This is a genomic window from Pseudomonas sp. LB3P31, from assembly GCF_054897945.1.
Genome location: NZ_CM142710.1, coordinates 5367859 through 5389349, shown reverse-complemented (window position 1 = coordinate 5389349; position 21491 = coordinate 5367859). Strand labels below are relative to the sequence as shown.

Annotated in this window: 17 protein-coding genes; 2 read left to right on the top strand and 15 right to left on the bottom strand. The window is 62.2% G+C overall.

From position 1 onward, the window contains the following. Window positions 1-44: 44 nt before the first annotated feature. The 4 genes from ACYZTK_RS24490 to ACYZTK_RS24475 all read right to left on the bottom strand — a co-directional run bounded on the left by ACYZTK_RS24490 (window position 45) and on the right by ACYZTK_RS24475 (window position 5794). Window positions 45-1712 carry a DUF1302 domain-containing protein gene (locus tag ACYZTK_RS24490; RefSeq protein WP_462012178.1) on the bottom strand — a complete coding sequence of 556 codons (1668 nt, stop codon included), beginning with the start codon at window positions 1710-1712 and terminating at the stop codon, window positions 45-47. A 67-nt stretch (window positions 1713-1779) separates the two neighbouring features. Continuing rightward, complete coding sequence (locus tag ACYZTK_RS24485; protein ID WP_462012177.1) at window positions 1780-2865, bottom strand: MBL fold metallo-hydrolase; 1086 nt, start codon at window positions 2863-2865, stop codon at window positions 1780-1782. Further along, window positions 2862-4712: a long-chain-acyl-CoA synthetase gene (locus tag ACYZTK_RS24480; protein ID WP_462012176.1), complete on the bottom strand. Its 1851-nt coding sequence runs from the start codon at window positions 4710-4712 to the stop codon at window positions 2862-2864. Before ACYZTK_RS24480 ends, ACYZTK_RS24485 begins: the two co-directional genes overlap by 4 nt. Continuing rightward, on the bottom strand, window positions 4709-5794 hold the full coding sequence (locus ACYZTK_RS24475; protein ID WP_462012175.1) for an alkene reductase: 1086 nt from the start codon (window positions 5792-5794) through the stop codon (window positions 4709-4711). The genes ACYZTK_RS24480 and ACYZTK_RS24475 overlap by 4 nt, the downstream gene beginning before the upstream one ends. Window positions 5795-6041: 247 nt before the next feature. On the opposite strand from ACYZTK_RS24475, the gene ACYZTK_RS24470 reads away from it, so the two are divergent. Continuing rightward, entirely contained in the window at window positions 6042-7370 is a 1329-nt protein-coding gene (locus ACYZTK_RS24470) for a spinster family MFS transporter (RefSeq protein ID WP_462012174.1), read from the top strand. 80 nt (window positions 7371-7450) lie between these two features. On the opposite strand, the gene ACYZTK_RS24465 is transcribed toward ACYZTK_RS24470, so the two are convergent. The 10 genes from ACYZTK_RS24465 to ACYZTK_RS24420 form a co-directional block, all read right to left on the bottom strand. After that, complete coding sequence (locus tag ACYZTK_RS24465; protein WP_462012173.1) at window positions 7451-8833, bottom strand: DUF1329 domain-containing protein; 1383 nt, start codon at window positions 8831-8833, stop codon at window positions 7451-7453. A gap of 92 nt (window positions 8834-8925) precedes the next feature. Then, complete coding sequence (locus ACYZTK_RS24460) at window positions 8926-10608, bottom strand: class I adenylate-forming enzyme family protein (RefSeq protein WP_462012172.1); 1683 nt, start codon at window positions 10606-10608, stop codon at window positions 8926-8928. Window positions 10609-10753: 145 nt separating this feature from the next. Then, complete coding sequence (locus tag ACYZTK_RS24455) at window positions 10754-11896, bottom strand: acyl-CoA dehydrogenase family protein (protein ID WP_462012171.1); 1143 nt, start codon at window positions 11894-11896, stop codon at window positions 10754-10756. Further along, on the bottom strand, window positions 11893-13098 hold the full coding sequence (locus ACYZTK_RS24450) for an acyl-CoA dehydrogenase family protein (RefSeq protein ID WP_462012170.1): 1206 nt from the start codon (window positions 13096-13098) through the stop codon (window positions 11893-11895). Before ACYZTK_RS24450 ends, ACYZTK_RS24455 begins: the two co-directional genes overlap by 4 nt. A gap of 64 nt (window positions 13099-13162) precedes the next feature. Beyond that, complete coding sequence (locus tag ACYZTK_RS24445) at window positions 13163-14332, bottom strand: acyl-CoA dehydrogenase family protein (RefSeq protein WP_462012169.1); 1170 nt, start codon at window positions 14330-14332, stop codon at window positions 13163-13165. 10 nt (window positions 14333-14342) lie between these two features. Next, window positions 14343-15521: a lipid-transfer protein gene (locus ACYZTK_RS24440; protein ID WP_462012168.1), complete on the bottom strand. Its 1179-nt coding sequence runs from the start codon at window positions 15519-15521 to the stop codon at window positions 14343-14345. A 17-nt stretch (window positions 15522-15538) separates the two neighbouring features. After that, the gene (locus ACYZTK_RS24435; protein WP_462012167.1) at window positions 15539-15958 is read right to left on the bottom strand and encodes a MaoC family dehydratase; all 420 of its coding nucleotides are present in this window, start codon (window positions 15956-15958) and stop codon (window positions 15539-15541) included. Next, window positions 15930-17063: an acyl-CoA dehydrogenase family protein gene (locus ACYZTK_RS24430; RefSeq protein ID WP_462012166.1), complete on the bottom strand. Its 1134-nt coding sequence runs from the start codon at window positions 17061-17063 to the stop codon at window positions 15930-15932. The genes ACYZTK_RS24435 and ACYZTK_RS24430 overlap by 29 nt, the downstream gene beginning before the upstream one ends. Before the next feature lie 8 nt (window positions 17064-17071). Further along, window positions 17072-18040: a bifunctional MaoC family dehydratase N-terminal/OB-fold nucleic acid binding domain-containing protein gene (locus tag ACYZTK_RS24425; RefSeq protein WP_462012165.1), complete on the bottom strand. Its 969-nt coding sequence runs from the start codon at window positions 18038-18040 to the stop codon at window positions 17072-17074. Window positions 18041-18096: 56 nt separating this feature from the next. Beyond that, entirely contained in the window at window positions 18097-18879 is a 783-nt protein-coding gene (locus tag ACYZTK_RS24420; protein ID WP_462012164.1) for an SDR family oxidoreductase, read from the bottom strand. Window positions 18880-19031: 152 nt separating this feature from the next. Here ACYZTK_RS24420 and ACYZTK_RS24415 point away from each other — a divergent pair, with 152 nt between their 5' ends. Further along, complete coding sequence (locus ACYZTK_RS24415; protein ID WP_462012163.1) at window positions 19032-19817, top strand: enoyl-CoA hydratase; 786 nt, start codon at window positions 19032-19034, stop codon at window positions 19815-19817. Here ACYZTK_RS24415 and ACYZTK_RS24410 read toward each other — a convergent pair whose 3' ends face one another. Further along, a complete protein-coding gene (locus ACYZTK_RS24410; RefSeq protein ID WP_462012162.1) occupies window positions 19818-21488 on the bottom strand; it encodes an FAD-binding protein in 1671 nt (556 codons plus the stop codon). Between the last annotated feature and the right edge of the window lie 3 nt (window positions 21489-21491).

Below are 21491 nucleotides of genomic sequence, written 5' to 3'. Positions count from 1 at the left end.
GAAGGCCCGGCACCGTGCTGGACGGCCCGGACCTGTGGCGTCGATCAGAAGGTGTATTTCATCGAGAACGTGGCGTAGTCGCGGTCGGCGAAGGGACGATCGACAGGGTCCGCTTCACCCAGGTAGGCGATGTATTTCAAGCCGACTTCCAGGTTGCCGAGGTATTTGAAGGTGGTGCCCATACTCAGGCGTCGGTCGCCCGCGACGCCGGAGATGCTCCCGGCCATGGGCGTCGATCCGCTGAAGACGTTGGAGAAACTGAAGGGCACTTCCAGATCCCAGCCCTGGAAAACTCCCGGATAACTGAACGATGCGCCCACGGTGTAGGCGCTGGATGATTTGGTGCGATAGCCTGCGGCGGTGCTGTAGGTGAAGTCATCGGAAGATGCCACTAGAGGTGCCACGGAAGGCAACAGGTTCAAACCTTGCAGGTTCGGCGCGGCCGAAGTGGATTCGACGCTATCGACCTGCACGCGGATGACTTCGGCTGTCAGCGAAGTCTGGCTGGCCCAGGGACGGTCCCCCAGAATACGCACGGCCGACAATTGCATTTGCTGGCCCTTGCCCTTGGCCGGTATAGCGCCAAGTCCGGTATTGACCATGACCGGCGCACCATCGCGGTACGACCATTCGGCGCCGACCTGGGTGTCGCCGATCTTGGTCGTGGCACTGATGCCGGTGAGCTTGATGTCTTCGAAATACTTGATCCGGTAACCATTGAGGGCGAAGGCGTTAAGGCCACCGCCCACCGGCAGCGGGTCATAGCCAACCAGGGCAGTGGCCGGGTTCTTGTCGTGGTAGTTGACGTGGAACAGTGACAATTCGACGGCAGGTACCGGGCGGTAGCGCATTTGCACGCCCCACTGGCCGCCATCGCGCGGCTCGTCGGTGCCCAGGTATTGGACCTTGCGGCCGTTGGCGTAGATGAACTCGCGCCCCGGTCCGACCACGTCGCTGCTCGACAGGTAGCTGCCCACTGGCGGCAGTTCGGTGCCCTTCCATTCGTATTGCACGTAGGCACCTAAGGTCAGTTGAGGGTTCAGTCGGAACGAGCCGGAGAACTGGCCCACCGGCAAGAGTATTTCCTTGACCTCAACACCCGGCTGCGAGGCTTTTACCGCGTCAGACGGGTTTTGTACGCCGTTCACACCTGGGTAGAACAGGCTCTCGCCCCAGGATTCGATGTGCCGTCCGGCCTTGACGTCAAGCATGGTGTCGTTGTCGAAGCGCCAGCCGCTGAACACATAGGCATCCAGTAGTTTGCTGCGACCGCCGCTGTAGTAACGGGTGTCACTGGTGAACTCGTCGTTGCTGCCGTTCTTGTTCACGGTGGCAGGAGAATCGTTATCGTTCTTGCGGTGATAGACATCGTCGTAAAAGGTACTGCCCCGCACCACGGCGCCGTAGTTGTCCTTGCGCAGGATCATTTCCGCCAGCGCGCCGACGCGGTTGGTGGTCAGGCTGCCACTGTCGAAGTTGCGGTTGGCATCGTCGGCGTTGATCGTCAGCAAGCGATCGCTCTGACTGCCGGTGCGCACGCCGAGGCCATAGCTGGTGGTCACCGACCAGTCGATGGTCGCGCCGTTGTCGAACTCGAAGGTTTCACCGGCCCATACTGGTGTAGACACCAGTGCTAACGCCGCCGCCAGGCTGCTGACCTGAAATGTGCTCGAAGCCATGACCGTAGCGTTATTTTTGTTGTTGTTGATCACACAGACTCTCCTGAAGGGCAACCGGTTGGCTGCCTGGAATGTTCAACACTGCTGCCGTGTCGTCCGCTCAAAACACCTTAAGCGGATTAACTGCGCACGCTCCCCTTACAGCGCACCGGTAGCGATATCGCCCCCGGTCCTCTTCCCGCTCCAGCGACCCTTGAGCCACGAGGTAATTGGCATGGGCCAACGTTTCGCCAAGCGCCATCAATTCGTCGAAATGACCCGACAACCTGGGAAACAACACGGCCATCAGTTCGAGCACGGTGCACGGCTCGTGACAGCTGGCCAGCATCAGCGCCAGATGCCCTTTATGGTGGGCCTCCAACTGATCCAGGCGCTGATGCAGATTGAAGAACGGGCGTTCGTGCGCCGGCAGGACCAGCACGCTGTCCGGCAATGAACGCAGGTGTTCGATGGAGTCCAGCCAGTCACCCAACGGGTTGGCCAAGGGTTCCGTGGCATGCACGCCGACGGTCGAAGTGATGCGCGGCAGCACCTGGTCGCCGGAGATCAGCAAGCCGTCATCGGCGGCATACAGACAGGCATGCTCCGGCGAGTGACCGCGGCCAATGACCACCTGCCAGGTACGGCCGCCGATATCCAGCAGGCTGCCTTCCTGTAGACGGCGGTAGTGATTCAGTGGCGCTGGCAGGAAGTGTGCGTTGCTCATCACCGCAAACATCTCGCTGCTTTGCTCGTCAGCCACGCCGGCCTTGCGGTAGAAATCGAGGAAGTCCCAACCCGGTGGCTGACCGGCGGGAAACTTGACGTGCAGCGACTGGAACTCGCTGGCAGTCATGTACACCGGGCACTGAAAACGCTCGCTAAGCCAGGCGGCCACTCCGGCATGGTCGGAGTGAAAGTGGGTGCACACCACCGCTACCACCGGCAAGCCAGCGCACACTTCACTCAACACCCGATCCCATACTTCCCGGGTCTGCTCGGTGTTCATGCCGGTGTCGACCACCACCCAGCCATCGGTGTGACGTAACAGGTACAGGTTGATGTGATCCAGGCGAAACGGCAGCGGCATGCGCAACCACCACACACCCGCCGCCACTTCACGAACCTGCCCGGAATCCGGCGCCTGCGGCCAGGGATAACGCAGGCCGCTGCGCAGTTCGTGACCGTTGGCATCGAGGTCTGTCATGGCTGGGTCACCACGAAAGGTGCGAGGCCGACGCGTGTCAGGACCTGCGCCGAATAGGGCACATAGGTGCCGGCCTGTTCGTCGCGAATGAACAGCGGGTCGTTGCACCGTGTCGGGCAATAACCCTGACGCTGCAGGTCGACCTTGCGCAGCTTGTAGCTGGCGGTCAGGTCTGCCGCCTGGGTCACCCGCACAAATACCGGGGCGGCATAACGCGGCAACCGCGCTTCGGTCAACGCAAACAGCGCCTGTGGATCGAACGCCCGGCCCTCCTGCATCAGCACTGCGGCCATTCCGGCCCGTCCTTCATGACCGGGGACCTGGACGCCATAGATGTTGATCAGCTCCAGTCCTGGCAGATCGCTCAACGCATTGGCCACTTCCAGGGTCGACACGTTCTCGCTCTTCCAGCGATAGGTATCGCCGATGCGATCGATGAAATAGCAGTAGCCGTCGGCATCCACACGCAGCAAGTCACCGGAACTCCAGTAGGCGTCGCCCTCGCGGAACACATTGCGGCGAATTTTGCTCTCGGTGGCTGCGGCCGAGGTGTAGCCCTCGAAGCGACCACCACCAATGTCTGGATGGTCAACGATAAAGCCCATGACCTCGCCAATTTCACCGACTTCGCAGAGCTGATAAAAACCGTTTTCGTTCCGTGGATGGCAGTCGTTTTCAACGTCGTAACGCACCAGGCGCACATTGGTCTTGTTCCAGTCCGGAACTCGCCCGCAGGAACCGAAATAGTTGTCGACGTTGATGATTGCGGCGTTGGCTTCGGTAGCCCCCCAGCCCTCGAACACCTGGATCGGGCCGAAGCGGTCGAGCCAGCGTTGCCAGGAATCGGCTGACAGCCCGGCGCCGAGCATGCAGCGCAAACTGTGGTCACGCTCGCCCTGCCGCACCGGTTGATTGAGCAGATAACGACAGATTTCGCCGATGTACTGGAAGATGCTGATCTTGTGACGCGCCACGTCGTTCCAGAATTCGCGCACACTGAACTTGCGCCGCACCACGATGGACGCACCGGCGGCCAGCGCAGTAGAGGTGACCGAAGTAGCGGCGGCGCCGTGGTACAGCGGCAGGCAGCAATAGAACACATCGTCGCGAGTGATCGGCAGGGTCACTTCCATTGCATCACCCGAAGACATCCAGCGCATGTGGCTGTAGCGCGCAGCCTTGGGCAGACCCGTGGTGCCCGAGGTAAAAATCAACAGGGTGGTGGTCTGAGCATCGATGTGCGCCCGGATATCCCGGGGGAACGGCGTGCGCGGAGCCTTTTCCAGGCGCGCAGCGAAATGTCCGTCGATGCCTTTGGGCAACGGCCCGGCCCAGGGATTTTCCGCATCGCGGATCAGCCAGCACGGCAGGCCCGGGAAGTCTTCGGTAGCCTGCACGCTGGCCAGGCATTCTTCACCAATGACCAGCGCCTTGGCGTCGGTGGTTTGCAGTGCATGCAGCAACGGGCGACCGCTGACTTGGGTGTTAATGAACGCCACCACCACCCCGAGTTTGACCAGACCGAACCAGGTGCAGAAGAACTCCGGGCGATTTTCCATGGCCAGGGCGCAGACATCGCCGGCACGCAGGCCGTTTGCGTAAAATGTGTGCGCCATTTGATTGGCCCGGGTATCGACCTCCCGGTAGCTCCAGGTCAACTCACCGTAGATCAGGAACGAGCGTTCGCCATGCTCTCGCGCCTGATGTTCCAGGCGATCAGCCATGGTGTAGAGGTCGCGCGGCTTGATCTTCGCGACGGCAACGGAGCGCCGGTCGAGCAGCGCCTGAGTCTGTTCGCGAGGTACCGGCTGAGATGGCAGCACATTCGGCAAGTCGTTAAGGTTCATGGCGCCACCTCCTGGGCACTGGTTTGATAGGTGGGATAGTCCGAGTAGCCAGTCGCACCCGGTGTATACAGGGTCTTGCGATCAAAGCGACTCAGCGCCAGGCCATGCCTGAGGCGTTCCACCAGATCAGGGTTGGCAATAAAGTGACGGCCAAACGACACGGCAGCCCCCTCGCCCGACGCGAGAGCGGCACTGGCCGAAGGGCCGTCGAAACCATCGTTGAGGATCAACGCATGCGGGCTGTGCCGGCGGGCCAGGGCAAAGGCATCGAGCCCCTCGAGCGGCGAGCGCATGATGTGCAGATAGGCCAGGGACAACGGCGCGACCGCCTCACATAAGGCTGCTGCGGTGGACGCCGGGTCGGTGTCGTCGATGTCGTTGTAGGGGTTACCAGGACACAGGCGAAAACCGACTCGACCGGCGCCGATTGCACTGGCCATTGCCTCGAGCGTTTCCTTGGCAAAACGTACCCGCCCGGTCACATCGCCACCGTAGGCATCGCTGCGCAGGTTGCTGCCTGAGGCCATGAACTGCATCGGCAGATAACCGCTGGTGCAGTGCAGCTCGACTCCGTCGAAACCGGCCTGGCGCGCGTTGAGTGCAGCCTGGCGATAGTCTTCGATAACGCCGCTGATGCCTTGCAGGGTCAGCGCTTGCGGCTCGTCGGTGTCGACCAGACCATGGCTGTCGCTGAACACTTGCGTGCGTGCCCGCAACGACGAAGGTGCGACCGTGGCCGCGCCCGACGGTTTGTTGTGCCGGCTGGCGGCGCGGCCAACATGCATCAACTGCAGGACGATGCGCCCGCCCTCCGCGTGTACCGCCTCGGTAACCCGCTGCCAGCCGGCCATTTGTTCGGCACTGTAAATTGCTGGCGTGCGGCAATAACCCAGGCCACTGGCGGAGGGTGCGGTGCCTTCGGCGACGATCAGCCCCGCACCGGCTCGCTGGCGGTAGTACTCGACCATATCGCTGCCGGGTATCGCATCGACGAGCGCACGGCTGCGGGTCATGGGCGCCATGACAATACGGTTGGCCAACTGCAGCTCGCCCAGGGCGATCGGCTCGAACAAGACGCTCATTGCAATTCCTCAGCTTCTTATTGTTTTCAGGCTGCCGTCGGTTTGCCGTTGCATGGGCAAGTGCCGGGGCCTGCGAATATGGGCTGAATGATTGACCTTGAGCGCGAGCGAAACATCGTCCGTCAAGACTAGGTCGGTTATCGTCCGTTCAGTCCGCCGACGACCCAAAATGGTCTGAACGGACGATGAGAAAAACCCATGGTGGCCTGAGCATCAGATAACCAGAACAAAACCGGGAGCACCCGCAGTGAATCAATCCAACCCCGTCACATGGCGAACGCACTACGCGCTGTTCATGCTCGCCACGATCTATGTCTTCAACTACATCGACCGTCAGTTGATGGCCATTCTGATCGAGCCGGTAAAGCTCGAATTCGGCATTTCCGATACGCAGATCGGCTTGCTGTCGGGGGTGACCTTCGCGGTGTTCTACACCGTGTTCGGCTTCCCGCTGGGGCGCCTGTCTGATCGCATCGGGCGCAAGCCGGTCATCGCGTTCAGTTGCATTGCCTGGAGCTTGATGACGATGCTTTGCGGCATGGCCGGCAATTTCCTGACCCTGGTGCTGGCGCGTATTGGCGTCGCCGTCGGCGAGGCAGGCGGCACGGCGCCGTCGGTGGCCATGGTCTCGGATCTGTACCCGGCGAACCGCCGCTCCACGGCCCTGTCGGTGCTGATGCTCGGTTCCAGCCTGGGCGCGATTGTCGGACTGGGCCTGGGTGGCTGGATCGCCCAGCACCACGGCTGGCGCTACGCCTTCGTGCTGGTCGGCGCACCCGGCATCTTGCTTGGCCTGATCTTGCTGCTGACGGTGCGCACCCCCAAACCGGTAGTCCCGGTGAGCAGCGTCGCACTGCTGCAGGACGGCTGGCTGAAGACGCTCGTCGAGCTGTTTCGCATGCCCTCCTTCGTATTGCTGGTGCTGACCGGCGGCGCAGCGGCAGTTGCCGGGTACGCCATCGGCACCTGGAGCCCGAGCTTCCTGATCCGATCCCACAGCCTCAACATGCAGGAGGCCGGATTCCTGGTGGGCGTGGTGGGTGGCAGCGGCGCGACTATTGGCACCCTGTGTTGCGGCATGCTCACCGACCGCTTGGCGCGGCGTGATGTCGGCTGGCAAATTGGCGTCCCTCTGCTGGGCACGCTGATCAGCATCCCCTTTGCCCTCGCTTATTTCCTCTGGCCCCAAGGCACGGCATTCCATATCGGCAGCATTGCCGTGCCGCAAGCGTCGCTGTTCTACAGTGCGTTCGCATTCTTTGGCGTGTGGTGGGCAACGCCGTGCCTGAGCGCCATTACCCACCTGTTCCCGGCTACGCGCCTGGCGCAGGCGACCGCGATTTTCGTGATGTCCATGACCCTGCTCGGCGTTGGCGTCGGCCCATTGTTCGTGGGCATGCTCAGTGACTTTTTCGTACCCACACTGGGCACTGAATCCCTGCGTTATGCCCTCGCCTCATCCGTGTCGATGCTGGTGCTGGCCAGCGTATTCCTGACCCTGGCACTGCCCCGTTATCGCCAGCAGATGAAGCACCCGGCCCCACTTGCCACAACGGTCCACGCCGCCACCGCCTGATCTGCTTCATAGTTTGAGAAGCAAAAAAAGCCTCGCCGTGAACCGGCGAGGCTTTTGCTTTTGGTGAGTACTGAAAGCGCTTAACGCCCTATCGCACGTGCCGCATCGGCGGTGTACTGGTCGGGAGTGAACTTGCCTTCGTTGAGAATCGGGCCTTTCTTCGATTCGTTGGTCATGCCGTAGCCGGTGTACTGGCCGGAGTTCAGGTCCATGAAGAACTGTGAACCGGCCTGCCAGCCGCTCATGTCAGGGTGGTAGTAGTAATTGACCATGGCATGTTTCCACAGCTGCCCACGGGCATCGTAGTTGTCGGCCATGACCGCGTGCCAGGTGTCTTCGTCAATGAACATCACGCGCTTGCCATAGACATGGCGATAGCCTTCCTTCAAGTCGGCCTCCAGTACCCACACGCGGCGCAACTCATAACGCATGAAGTCCGGATTGGGATGGTTAGGCGTCAGCATGTCAGCGTACTTGACGGCCGCAGTGTTGGCCTTGAACGCGTTCGCCGGTGTGTAGATCTCGCGCTTGCCGATCAGTTTCCAGGTGTAGCGCTCCGGTGAGCCGTTGAACAAGCGATCTTCGTCAACGGTCATGGTGCCGTTGGTGCCAATCATTGGCTGATCGTAACCATAGCCAGGCAGTTGCCGCACGCGCCGGGTCGACGGGCTGTAGGACCAGGCCTGACGCGCATCCGTGCCGTAGTTGTAGGGTTCATGGGCAATGCTGAGAGTACCGTTGTCACGGGCCGGCTTCAGGGTCATGTTGTTGCTCATGGCCGAAAGCTTGTCTTCGGTCCGGGGGTCGTTGTTGGGTGAGTTGGCCATCGACAGGTTACGAGCGTAGGCACGTCCCCAGCCGATGCTGCCGTTAGGCAGGACCGAGGCCAGGTCGGACGTTTTTTCCTCGGTATAGGCTCGCGCCGGCAGTTGGTGATTCCACAACACTTCAGTACCGTTTTTGGGGATCGGGAACGGCACCTGGCCCATCCCGGTGAAACCTTCCCCGTCGTTGACCAGCTTGGCGTGCAGGGCGTTGTCCATCGCGCGGCGGCACACATAATCCGGGTAGCGGAAATCCCGATGTCCTGGGTAAATGTTCATCTTGTAGGTGGTCGGGTATTTCTTCAGCAGCGCTTTCTGACCTTCGGTCAGGTGCGACTCGTATTGGCTCATGTTGGCCGCAGTAATGACCAGAATCGGCTTCTCTGACGCGTAGGGGTCCACCGGCTGGTCGCCGGAAAACTTCACGTGATTCCAGCCCGGCACTTCTCCCAGATACTTGCCGGTGTACGGCGGAATAGTACCTGCGGCGTTACCTGCCTGCTCGGCGCCGACACAGGTCAGCTCCTTGCCCAGTTTGGCGGCTTCCTGGGGTGACACCTCAGCGTGCGCATAACCCATCAGCCCGCTATTGGCTGTGACTGCGACCGTGAGCATGAGACCAGTTCTTGTTATTTTCATGTGATGCCTCCTTCGCTGATAAGGCTTTATGGTTTGAAGCCATTGTTCGTGTTCTGCCGGCCCCGACATCGTCCGGAAAGACTACCCAGTCGCTATGCGCCCAACTTTCCCTGCAGTTGTGCCTTGAGCACCTTGCCGGTGGCATTGCGTGGCAGGGGTTCGAGTGAGCGATACACCCGTGCCGGCACTTTGTAGCCGGCCAGGCGCTCGGCGATGAACGCGCAAACTTGCACCTCCTGAGGCAGCGATGAAGCCTGGCCATGGACGGCCAGCCCCACCACTTCACCCAACAGTGGGTCGGCAATGGCGAATGCGGCCGCTTCCAGGACGCCTGGCATATCGAGGACACAGGTTTCGATTTCAGCGGCGGAGATCTTTTCGCCACCGCGGTTGATCAACTCTTTGATCCGCCCAGTGATGCTGAGGAACCCTTCGTCGTCGAGGTAGCCGATATCGCCGGTGTCGAGCCAGCTGTTGCGCAGGCTTTGCGCGGTGGCTTCGGGCAGATTCCAGTAGGTGCTCATCAGGGTCGGCGAGCGCAGCCAGATCAACCCGCGAGTGCCGACTGGCTGTGGCTGATCGGGGCTTTCGCCGATGCGAATATCAACAATCGGCAACGCCCAACCGCAGGTCGCGGGTTTGTACGCGAACTGATCGCCACCCTGCGCAGCGCCTATGCCGTTGCTTTCGGTCAAGCCGTAACCAACGCCGCCGATGGCCTCGGGTTTCAGCCTGAGCATGGTGTCGAGCACGCCGGCGGACGACGCTCCGCCGCCCAAACCCAGGCCGGACAGACTGGCGGTCTGCTCAGTGGCAAACCGCGGCGAGGCGAGCAATTGCTGCATCATTACCGGTGCGCCGTTGAACTGAGTGCAACGCTCGTCGCGAATCAGATCGACAGCCTGTTCAACGTCCCACTTGTACATCAGCATCAACCGCCGACCTGCGCGCAACGCCGACAGGAACTGCGCATGCAAGCCGCTGACATGGAACAGCGGAACAGCCGCCAGGGTGGTAGGCGCGAAGCCGCTGTTGATCACCGCAGCAATGCGTTCGGGTGAACTCATGGCGCAAAACGCGCTCTGGAATTCCAGGGCACACAGCGCCTGGCAGATGGCCCGGTGCGAGGACACTGCACCCTTGGCGCGACTGGTGGTGCCCGAGGTGTATAGGATCATTGCCGGCGAGTGCGGGTCGATTTCCATGGCAGGAAGCGGTGATGCCGGAGCGTTGATCACGTCTTCGTAAGGCAGGCAGTATTCGGGCAACGTTGCTTGCTGGCTGCCGACGACAATCGTCGCCTGCTGCTCACGGGCCAGGTCTTCGCGCAAGGTGTCGAGACGCGCTTCGTCACACAGCAGCAGGCACGCACCACTGTCCTGCAGCGCGTATTGCAACTCGTCGCGCAGCCCCCAGCTGTTGAGCGGCACACACACCGCACCGCAGCGCAGAATCGCCGCGAAGGCCACCAGCCACGCCGGCTGGTTGCGCATGGCGATCGCCACCCGCTCGCCGGGTTTCACGCCGAAACGGACGACCATCTGCTCGGCGAGCCGATCTACCTGCTCGTAATATTGGTTGAAGGTCAGGCGCTGCGTTTGCCAGACCAGGAATTCGCGCTCGCCATGGACACGCCCGGCGTCCAGCACCTGCAGCAGGTCGTGGGCAGCGTGACGAAAATAGCGTGGTTGGCCGTCATCAGGCGTCACCATTTCAAACGGCGCACCGGGGGCGATCAGATCGCGCCACGCGGTTTGCCAGCGTTCAATGCTCATGTTTGTTTTCTCCAGGACAACCGGTGTAGCGCCCTCTCTGTAGGAGCGAGCCTGCTCGCGATGGCGGCGTGTCAGTCAATATTGATGTCGACTGACACGCCGCCATCGCGAGCAGGCTCGCTCCCACAGGACAGCAGCAGTGCTTTTAAGCGTTGGCCCAATAGCGTTCGCAATGGAAATCCCGGTCACCCAGGCAGCTCTGGGCGACGCGCACACGCTTGAGGTACAGGCCCACATCCAGTTCATCAGTGACACCAATCCCGCCGTGCATCTGCACCGCTTCGTTGGCCACTTTGATGGCTGTGTCGCCGGCCTTCCATTTCGCCAGGCTGACCAGTCGAGCACGGGTGCTGGCATCCTGCTCAGCCTGATCAAGCGTCGCCAGCGCAGCCATCAGCGCACTGCGACTCAGCGCCAGGTCGATGTAAAGCTTTGCGGCACGATGCTGCAGGGCCTGGAAGGTGCCAATCTGCGTGTCGAACTGCACGCGGGTCTTGAGGTAATCCAGCGTGGTCTCGAACAGCTGCTCGGCCATCCCCAGCAGTTCCGCTGCCAGGCAGGTGCGGCCACGATCCAGCGCGGTTTCGAGTGCAGCCCAGCCATCGCCCAAGGTGCCGAGCAAGGCTTCGCCGCCCACTTGCACCTGATCCAGTTGCAGGCGTGCGCAATTGCGCGAATCAATCAGCGGCAAGGCACTCACCGTCAAACCCGGCGCATTGGCCGGCACCAGGAACAGGCTGATACCTTGCGTGTCACCCGGTTGCCCGCAGGTGCGTGCGGCCACCACATAGGCATCGGCCCCGAGACCATCGACCACCCAGAATTTGTCACCTTGCAGGCGATAACCGTCAGCGCTGGCCACCGCTTCAAGCGCGACGCGACTCGGGGCGTGACGGGCACGCTCGTCCACCGCCAGCGCCAGGCGCCGTTCGCCAGTGATGATTGCTTGCAACCAGTGCGCCTGCTGTGCCGGGTTTCCCGCCAGGTGCACCAGCGAACCGGCGAGCACTACGCTGGACAACAACGGAGTAGCCGACAGGTTACGCCCCATGGACTCGAAGATCGGACCGAGGCCCTGGCAACCGAAATCCAGGCCGCCGAAGTCTTCGGGAAACGGGATCGCGCTCCAACCCAGCTCAACGGCGTCACGCCACACTTGCGGATCGAAGCCGGGGGCCGCAGGCTCATCACGCAGTCGCCGCTGGGCGCTGACCGGGCTGCGGGCAGCCAGGAAGTCCCGGGCGCTGTCGGCCAGCAAACGCTGTTCATCGCTATAACGCAGGCTCATGGGTTGACTCCTTTTTTTGCGTCGGGCAAGCCCAGCACGCGCTTGGCGATGACGTTCAACTGGACTTCCGAGGACCCTCCGGAAATGGTCAGCGCATAGCTGTTCAACCAGGAACGGGACACCGTCAGCTGCTGTTCGCTGAACACTTCGTTGTCCCAACCGAGGGCATGCCCGGCCATGGCATCGAGCAGCACTTCGAATTTGTCGCGCTCCTGTTCGGTATGCACATACTTCATGATCGACATCAGGCCACTGATGTCATCACCGGCCCGTGCCTCCTCGCCCATGCGCTGCACGGTCAGGTTGTAGGCATGCTCGTTCATTGCGCATGCCGCCGCCCGTGCGTGCAATGCGTGTTCGCTCTGGCTCTGTGGCGCCGGTATGTACTCGCGCATCAGCCCAGGCAGATCGACATGCGATGGCAGGCTGAATTCGCCAAATTTCGACATCGCCTTGCGTTCGTGCTGCAACAGGTACTTGGCCAGGTTCCAGCCACCGTTCAACGGCCCGATCAACTGGCTCTTGGGTACTTTCACACCGTCGAAGAACACCTGGCAGAACGCCGATTTGCCGCTGATCAGATCGATCGGCTGCGGCTTGACCCCAGGGCTGCGCATGTCCAGCACGATCAGACTGATGCCTTCATGTTTCGGCATGCTGAAATCAGTCCGAACCAAGGCATACATCCAGTCGGATTTGTCGCCGTAGGAGGTCCAGATCTTGCTGCCGTCCACCACGAAATGATCACCGGCATCGCGGGCGGCCATTTTCAGGCTGGCCAGGTCGGACCCCGCGTTCGGCTCGGAGAAGCCCTGGCACCAGCGCACTTCACCGCGTGCGATAGGCGGCAGCAGATCACGTTTCTGCTGCTCGCTGCCGTAGGCCAACAAGACCGGGCCGAGCATCCAGGCACCGAGGCTGATCTGCGGCGGCCGGCACTTGATGCGGCGCATTTCGCTTTCCAGCACAGCCACCTGTTGGTCATTCAGTCCGGCGCCGCCGTACTCCTCGGGCCACTCGGGGCAGAACCAGCGCTTGTCGCGCATGCGTTCAAACCACAGGCGTGCGTCCTCACAGGGAAACTGCGGGTTCTGGCTGCCCCACACCACATCGCCTTCGGCCATGCCAGTGCGCATCGACGGCGGGCAATTAGCTTCCAGCCAGGCACGGGTGTCCTGGCGGAATTGCTCGATAGTGCTCATGAAAGTCCCCTTCGACTCGCCCCGGATTCGGGGCGAGTGCGTTGTTGTTTTTGATGGACGAACGTCAGCGCTGGGTGCGCGGCATGCCAAGGCCAAACTGGGCGATCAGCTCGCGCTGGATTTCATTGGTGCCGCCGCCAAAGGTCAGGGTCGTGGACGAGCGCGTTTCGTATTCCAGGTCACCCTGCAACAGCGTCGCCGCCGAACCGCTGCGCATCGCGCCATTGGCACCGACGATCGCCGACAGCTTGCGCAGGATCTCGATGGCCGACTCGGAGCCGTAGACCTTGGTGGTCGAACTCAGCGCGACACTCATGCGGTCGAGCTCGAGGTCGGCGGCGATGCGCATGTTGATCAAGCGCATGGTCTCCAGGCGTGCGTAACACTCGGCCAGGGAGCTGCGCACCCAGGCTTTATCCATCGCTCGACGGCCCTGTTCATCCCGGGCCCGCGCCCACAGATAGACCCGGCGGAACAGCGCCACAACCTTGTCCGACCAAGTGCCCAGGCCGAGGCGCTCGTGGTTCAATTGCGAGGTGATCAGCTTCCAGCCACCGTGCAACTCACCCACCAGCATTTCCTGGGGCACACGCACGTTGTCGTAGTAAGTGGCCGCAGTTGGAGTGCCGACGGTGCGAATCAGGGTGTGAGAGAAGCCCGGCATCGTGGTATCGACGATCATCACGGAGATGCCCTTGTGCCGCGCCTGGGTTGGGTCGGTACGGGCTGCCAGCCAGATGAAGTCAGCAGATTCGGCACCTGAGGTCCACAGCTTGTTGCCGTTGACCACAAAGCCTTCAGCGTCCTGACGAGCACTGGTTTTCAGCACCGCCAGATCGCTGCCCGCACCCGGTTCGGAGTAGCCGATGGCGAACATGATCTCGCCTGCGGCGATGCCCGGCAGGAAGCGTTCTTTCTGCAACTCGCTGCCGTGCGTCATCAATGCCGGGCCGACGGTGCTGATGGTCACGAACGGCAGCGGCGCCCCGGCAATGTTGGCCTCTTCGAAGAAGATCAGCTGTTCGGTGGCGGCATAACCCTGACCGCCATGGGCCTTGGGCCAGCCGACCGCGAGCCAGCCGTCGCGACCCATCTGGCGGATGGTCTGGCGAAACAGCTCGCCGCCTTCCTTGCCGCGCAATTCGTCGCGCTTGTCTGGGGTCATCAAAGCCTGGAAGTAATCCCGCACCTTGAGGCGCAGGGCATGTTGTTCGGGGGTGAGGTCAACGAACATGGTCTGCTCCTTAGGCTGCGCCGAGTATCAGGCCGCTGGTGGGTACGCCGGTACCGGCGGTAACCAGTACATTCTCTACATCCGCCACCTGGTTGACCGCGGTACCGCGCACCTGGCGCACCGCTTCGGCGATGCCGTTCATGCCATGGATATAGGCTTCGCCCAGTTGTCCTCCATGGGTGTTGATCGGCAGTTTGCCGCCACGGGCGTGGTGTCCGGCGCGGATGAATTCCTTGGCTTCGCCGCGTTTGACGAAGCCGAATTCCTCCAGCTGCGGCAACACAAACGGGGTGAAGTGGTCATAGATCACGGCGGTCTGGAAGGACTCGGGGCCAAGGCCGGACTGGCGGTAGAGCTCGCGAGCAACCACGCCCATTTCCGGAAGCCCGGTAATATCCTCGCGATAAAACGAAGTCATGCTTTGCTGGCCATGGCTGATGCCCTGGGAGCCCGCCTTGATGGTCACCGGTTTTTGCCGCAAGTCACGCGCACGCTCGGCAGAGGTGATGACCAGCGCCACGGCGCCATCGGACTCCTGGCAGCAATCGAGCAGGTGCAACGGTTCGCAGATCCAGCGCGAGGCCTGGTGTTCTTCGAGGGTAATGGGCTTGCCGTGGAAAAACGCCTGGGGGTTGGTCGCGGCAAAATCCCGCGCTGCCACGGCAATCCGGCCGAAGTCTTCACTGGTGGCGCCATAGGTGTGCATATAGCGCTGGGCGAACATCCCGACCCAGGCTGCCGGCGTATGAAAACCATGGGGCATGTACCAGCCGTAGTTGACGTTATCGAAGGTCGGCGTCGAGGCGAAGCCGTAGGCGCCGGTGCCAAAGCGATACCACGAGCGCTCGTTCATCGCGCGATAGACCACGACCACCTTCGCCACCCCCGTCGCCACTGCCATGGCCGCGTGCATCACCGGCCCGCAGGCGGCGCCACCGCCATGGGGCACTTGCGAGAAAAACTTCACGTCCTTGCAACCGAGCAGGCGGGCAATTTCGTATTCCGGCACCTTGTCCACCGAGTAGGAACTGAAGCCGTCGACCTCACTTGGATCGATGCCGGCATCCTTGAGCGCGCTCAGGGTGGCCTCCAGGGCCAGGCGCAATTCGGTGCGTCCGGAGTTCTTGGAAAATTCGGTCGCGCCCAGACCAACGATTGCGGCACGCCCGGAAATCGATGAATCAGTCATCTGTGTATCTCCGGCTGTCAGGGCAGGACCAGCGTGACCGTACCGGTCACGTGGTTGCCCATGGAATTTTTGCCGCTCAAGGTGATTTCCACCGAGCGGGTGTCCGCATCAACACCGGTGACGCTGCCATTGAAGGTCATGCAATCGCCGGGATAATTCGGCGCACCGAGCTTGATTTTCAGCGCGGTGAACTGCGCAAGCGGCCCGGCCCATTGCTCGATGAAACGCTGAACCAACCCGTTGGTGGTGAGGATGTTCATGAACACATGGGGCGAGCCCAGGGTACGTGCAGCCTCTGCGTCGTGGTGCCCAGGAAAGTAATCACGGGTGGCAATCGCACCGCCGTTGATCAGGGTCACCGTGACCGGCACCGCCAGCTCCGGCAAAGCTTCGCCGGGGCGCACGTCGTCAAAGCGCTTGGTGTTCTTCGAGGTCATATTTCCATCCCAGCTTGTCGTTATCGTTGAGCCAGTCGCCCAGCCGTTCCAGGTTTGCCGCCGCACCACCCAAGGCCAGGCCGAGGCCACGGCTCCAGTAGAGAAAACGGTGGATCGGATACGTCAGGTCGACGCCGATGCCGCCATGCACGTGCTGCGCGAGATGGCCGATGCGGTGCCCTGCTTCACAGGCCAGCCAGGCAGTGGCCATCGCTTCGCAGGGCGCGAGCAAACCGGCATCGATGCGGTAGACCAGTTGCCACAGCGCTGTGCGCAAGGCTTCAACGGCGATATGGTTGTCGGCCATGCTCATCTGTACAGCCTGAAAACTGCCGATGCTGCGCTCGAACTGCTGGCGCTCGCTGACATACAACACCGTGCGGCGGATCTGCTCTTCGCTGACCCCCAACTGCAGGGCGGCCAGCGCCGCCACACTGCGCAGTTCCAGCCAGGCGACCGCCTCGGTCGGCAACAGTGCCGCAGCGTCCACGGTCAAACCTTCTATGCGCAGATCGGTGACTGCTTCGCCGTGGGTCAGCACCGCCGAGATCCGTTTAATCTCGGGCGCGGACAGGTCCAGCAGCAACAGACGCGGAACGCCCTCGGCCTGTACCAACACCAGTGCGGCCCGGGACTGATCCCCCAGCGACAACGCCGCAACCCGGCCGCTGATCGTCCAGCCTTCGGCCGTCGAGTGCGCCAGCAACTCAATGCCCAGCGCACTGTTCAAGCCATCGAGAGACAGGCTCAACAGCGCCTCGCCGGAGGCCGCTTTGGCGACCCAGCCTAAACTGTCGCTGGCATCGAAACGGGCCAGCGTCGCGGCGGCCAATTGATGACGCCACAACGGCACCTGAGCCAGGGCTTTGCCTTGGGCCTGCAACACCAGCATCAGATCGGTCATGCCGAGCCCGCTGCCGCCGTGCTCTTCGGGAATGGCCAAGGCATGCAGCCCGGTCTCGATGCACAGTGCCCAGAGGGGCGCCATCATCGGTTCACCGCTGGTGTCCCATTGGCGCATGTAGTCGTCATGGCAATGGTCGACAAACAGTCCGTCGGCCATTTGCGCAATGGCGCGCTGGTCTTCGCTGAATTCGAAATCCATAGTGGCTCCTATGCCTCTACCGGCCGGAACATCGGCAGGGTCAACTGATCATCGAAGGTCTGGAACTCGACCTGTAATGGCTGGCCGATGCGGATCTGGGCGCGCTCGATACCCACAAGGCCGGCGATCAGGCGCACGCCCTCAGCCAACTCGATCAGACCGATGGGGTTCGGGTAATCGAACGGCGGTACTTCGGGGTAATGCATCACCACGAACGAATACAACGAGGCGCGGCCGCTGGCCTGCACGGTGTCCCAATCGAAGCTGTGGCAGTCGATGCACACCGGCGCCGGTGGATGCCGCAAGGTCTGGCAGGCGGTGCAGCGCTGGATCAGCAATTGCCCCTTGGCGCAGCCCTCCCAGAAGAACCGCGTGTCATCACTGATACCCGGCAGCGGACGCTTGGCTTTGACCGCTGCGGTTTCCACCTTGGTGGGCGCCTGGGCATTGGCCGCACGGAACTTGAACACCCGAAACAGCAACTCGCCCACGGGTTCGTCGCCAGTGGCTTTTTCGACGAAATGGCTCATGACCAGCGTGACGAAGAAACCGGTGCCCAGAGCGGTGGTTTTCTCATCGCTGACCGCGTCCAGACGCGTCGTGTAGTAAAGCTTTTCCCCGACGCGCAGCGGCCGGTTGAACGTCAGCTCGGAGTTCACGGCCACCGTGGACAGGTAGCCGTGCGCTTCCATGATCTTGAGCACTTCATACGGGTTTTCGTCAGTTGAGCCCGGCGGATAGTTGTTGGCGTGCAAACCTTCCATGGTCCATACCTGCAACATTGCTGGCGGCGCGATCAGCCCTTCATGCGCGGTGCCCAGGGCAAAATCGCGATCGGTGTAGACCGGGTTGTCCACGCCCATGACTTCGCACCATTGGCGAATCATCGGCGCGTTGACCTCATCCCAGGCGTACACGCGGCCGTATTGGCGCCCCACCAGGGCGCGCGCATCGGATAGCAGTTGTGGATCAGCCAAAGTCGTCTCCTTCACATTGAAGGCGGCCACCGAAACCGGTCGCCGCAATAGGTCGATCAGGTGGGCAGAAGCGCGGCACCGAGGAATGCCGGGCGTTCACCACCGCCATGCAACAGCAGGTTGCAGCCACTGGCGTAGCTGGCCAGCGGTGATGCGATGAAGAGGCAGGCATTGGCGATGTCCTCGGCCACTGCCATGCGTGCAGCCGGAATACCCGCCGCGACGGCGGCTATGCCGGCCTCTGTGCCGTAGTGCAGGTGCGCCTGTTCGGTCAGCACCAATCCCGGGCTGACCGTGACCACCCGCACCTTCGGCCCCCACTCCACCGCCAACGATTGCACCAACGCCAACACCCCAGCCTTGGCCGCGCCATACGCGGCGGTGCCCGGCGAGGAACGCAGCGCACTGATGCTGCCGATAAAGACGATGCAGCCGCCCTGCCCCTGGGCCTGCATCAGCCGGTTGGCGTGCTGGGCGACGTTGAGCGGCGCGATCAGATTCAGACCGATGATGCTTTCGTGAAATCGCGGAGAGGCCGTGGCCGCCTCGGCGGCAGGGCTGCCGCCGGCATTGTTGACCACCACATCGAGACGGCCGAAGTCGCGCTCGATAGCGGTGAACAGGCGTTGCAGGGAATCGTGGTCACGCACGTCGGCAGCGATGAAAGTCGCGCGCTTGCCACCGAGTGTCGGCACCTGTTCCGGTTCACGCCGGGCACAAACGATCACCCGTGCATTCGCAGCCAGGAACCCCAATGCGATACCCGCGCCGATGCCTTTGGTGCCACCGGTGATCAGCACCACCTTGCCGCTGTAATCAAGACCCGAATGCAGCTCCATCATGTGCTCCTTTTCTACTGACAAGGATCACTCTAGGGACGAACTGCGGGCCAAACTACGTCTGAACGGACGATGAAAATTCATCCCCGTGAGCAGGACACTGCCATTGTTCTTTTGTAGGAGCCCACCTTGTCGTGTCTTCGAGGCTGCCCATGTCCGACTCATCCGCTGCACCGGTTCTGCTCGAACGTCCACTGCCTGGGGTGGCGCTGCTGCGACTCAATCGCCCGCAGGCGACCAACGCCTTGAGCCTGGAGTTGCAGGCGCTGCTGTCGCGTTATTTCAGTGAACTGGCGATTGATCCCGATGTGCGTTGCATCGTGCTGACCGGTGGCGACAAGGTGTTCGCAGCCGGCGGCGACATCAACAGCATGGCCGGGGTCGGCGCCATCGATATCTACAAGCGACACACCGAACGTGTCTGGGGGCCGATCCAGCATTGCCCCAAACCACTGATTGCAGCGGTCTGCGGTTACGCCTACGGCGGCGGGTGCGAATTGGCGATGCACGCCGACCTGATCGTCGCCGGGCGCAGTGCGCGCTTCTGCCAGCCGGAAATCCGCATCGGCATCATGCCCGGCATCGGCGGCACCCAGCGACTTGTACGCGCGGTGGGCAAGGTCAAGGCCATGCGCATGGCGCTGACCGGACAGCCCATCAGTGCCGAGGAAGCCTGGGTGGCGGGGTTGGTCAGTGATCTGGTGGACGATGACCAGGTACAGGCCCATGCGCTGGAACTGGCGCGGGTCATCGCTGCAATGCCGGCGCTGGCTGCAGAGCAGATCAAGGAAGTGATTCTGGCCGGGATGGATGCACCGCTCGAAGCTGGCCTGGCGCTGGAACGCAAGGCCAATGCGCTATTGTTCGCCTCGCGGGATCAGAAAGAAGGGATGCAGGCGTTTATCGACAAACGCCCGGCACAATTCGAAGGGCATTGATTAGTCGTCACCAGACTGTCGGAGCGCGCTAGCTCGACCGGCGCGCCGGCCGGAAAACACGCAGTCAGCCAGGGACAGACCGCTGATGTACAAGTGCGAAGGAATCCCCAGTGCAGCGCGTCCGGCCGCGTATAAACCAGCGATGGCCTGGCCTTGCTCGTCCAGTACGGCGCCGCTGCGCTCATCCACCCGCAGCCCGCCGAGGGTCAACGCGCCCAGCGGAAACACCGGGTTGGTCACCGAAATATCGCAGGCATAAAAGGGCCCCTGATTGAGCACCTGGCGCCCGCCTTCGGATTTTCCAAACGGCTCCGGCGCCTCGCCACGGGCGGCGGCGTTGGCCGCCAGCACCGACTCACGCAGCACCGCCGCATCCATTGAAGTGGCGCTGGCCAACTCGCTCAGGCTCTTGCCCTTGCACACTTTGAACAGCATCAGCGCCAAGGCTGGGAAACTCTGGAACCACCAATAGCCACCGAACAGCGCCTCTCGGATGGCTTTTTTGCGCAAGGGCGCATCCAGCACCAGCCAGGCTTTGCCGCCCTGCTCTTCCATCAATGGCTGACCCAACGTGGCGCCATACACTTCCTCATTGCAGAAGCGCCGACCTTCGCGGTTGACCACAATACCTTTTTGCCAACTGTAGGGCGGGTTGAGGAAGCGCCATGCCGATACCCGTTCCAGCCCGTGCCCCTGGCCGCCGACGCTGGTACCCAGGCGCAAACCGCTGCCATCGCAGCCGGTGGCGCCGACCTTGAAGTTGCGCCGAAACTTCGGCGCATGCTGCTCAAGCAGCTGGCGATTGAAGATAAAGCCGCCGGTGCTCAGGATCACTGCGTTGCGCGCCTGCACCCGCCGTGGACGGGCAAAATCGCGTTCGAGCTGGCAGACCTTTACCCGCAGTTTGTTGCAATAGCCTGGCGCGAAGTTCTGCAATCGTTCGGCCCGGGCCGCCAGTCGTGCATGCAGCTGCGCTTCTTTGCTGCCTTCGGGCAGACACCAGAACTCGACACCGAGCACACGCCCCTGCTTATTGGTCACCAGCCGTCGCGCCGCCGCGTGCAGCAGAGGACGAGCCCCGGCTTTCAGGCACGCGGCCTTCAGATGGGAATACAGCACTGCTCCGCCCTGGCCTTTGCCGACGGTGCGATGACCGCGTGGTGCGGGAGGCAAGGGACCACCATGATCGGGCACCAACTCATTGCCCGAGTAGTACAGGAAATAGCCGTCTTGCGGGTATGACGTCTTGCCTCCCGGCGGCATCTGGTGTGCGTAGGGGGCGCCGTGGCTTTCCAGCCATTCAAGATTGCTGACGCTATCGGCGCAGAACCGTCGCAGGGTATCGTCGCTGATTACGTTTTGCGTTTCGTGCCTGAGATAATCAAACATCGCTTCAGGACTGTCGTTGAAGCCAGCCGCCTGCTGATGACGGGTGCCGCCACCGGCGTACACGACCCCGCCGCTCTTGACGCTGGCGCCGCCACCGGTGAAACGGTCGGCGATCAGTACATCGGCGCCCTGGGCGCGAGCTTCCAGTGCGGCGCAGGCACCGGCCGCGCCCCAGCCAACGACCAGCACATCGCAGTGATCGTCCCAGTGCACGCTTTCGCCCTCGGCTACTTGCAAGGGCGGCAACACATCGGTGCTGGGGAGGTCATCGAACATGGACATCGG

Excerpts from the sequence above, each read along its gene's own strand:
- ACYZTK_RS24440 (WP_462012168.1), bottom strand. The coding sequence starts at position 15,521 with ATGACTGATTCATCGATTTCCGGGCGTGCCGCAATCGTTGGTCTGGGC.
- ACYZTK_RS24465 (WP_462012173.1), bottom strand. The coding sequence starts at position 8,833 with ATGAAAATAACAAGAACTGGTCTCATGCTCACGGTCGCAGTCACAGCC.
- ACYZTK_RS24450 (WP_462012170.1), bottom strand. The coding sequence starts at position 13,098 with ATGAGCACTATCGAGCAATTCCGCCAGGACACCCGTGCCTGGCTGGAA.
- ACYZTK_RS24410 (WP_462012162.1), bottom strand. The coding sequence starts at position 21,488 with ATGTCCATGTTCGATGACCTCCCCAGCACCGATGTGTTGCCGCCCTTG.
- ACYZTK_RS24460 (WP_462012172.1), bottom strand. The coding sequence starts at position 10,608 with ATGAGCATTGAACGCTGGCAAACCGCGTGGCGCGATCTGATCGCCCCC.
- ACYZTK_RS24430 (WP_462012166.1), bottom strand. The coding sequence starts at position 17,063 with ATGGATTTCGAATTCAGCGAAGACCAGCGCGCCATTGCGCAAATGGCC.
- ACYZTK_RS24480 (WP_462012176.1), bottom strand. The coding sequence starts at position 4,712 with ATGAACCTTAACGACTTGCCGAATGTGCTGCCATCTCAGCCGGTACCT.
- ACYZTK_RS24445 (WP_462012169.1), bottom strand. The coding sequence starts at position 14,332 with ATGTTCGTTGACCTCACCCCCGAACAACATGCCCTGCGCCTCAAGGTG.
- ACYZTK_RS24415 (WP_462012163.1), top strand. The coding sequence starts at position 19,032 with ATGTCCGACTCATCCGCTGCACCGGTTCTGCTCGAACGTCCACTGCCT.
- ACYZTK_RS24475 (WP_462012175.1), bottom strand. The coding sequence starts at position 5,794 with ATGAGCGTCTTGTTCGAGCCGATCGCCCTGGGCGAGCTGCAGTTGGCC.
- ACYZTK_RS24455 (WP_462012171.1), bottom strand. The coding sequence starts at position 11,896 with ATGAGCCTGCGTTATAGCGATGAACAGCGTTTGCTGGCCGACAGCGCC.
- ACYZTK_RS24485 (WP_462012177.1), bottom strand. The coding sequence starts at position 2,865 with ATGACAGACCTCGATGCCAACGGTCACGAACTGCGCAGCGGCCTGCGT.
- ACYZTK_RS24435 (WP_462012167.1), bottom strand. The coding sequence starts at position 15,958 with ATGACCTCGAAGAACACCAAGCGCTTTGACGACGTGCGCCCCGGCGAA.
- ACYZTK_RS24420 (WP_462012164.1), bottom strand. The coding sequence starts at position 18,879 with ATGGAGCTGCATTCGGGTCTTGATTACAGCGGCAAGGTGGTGCTGATC.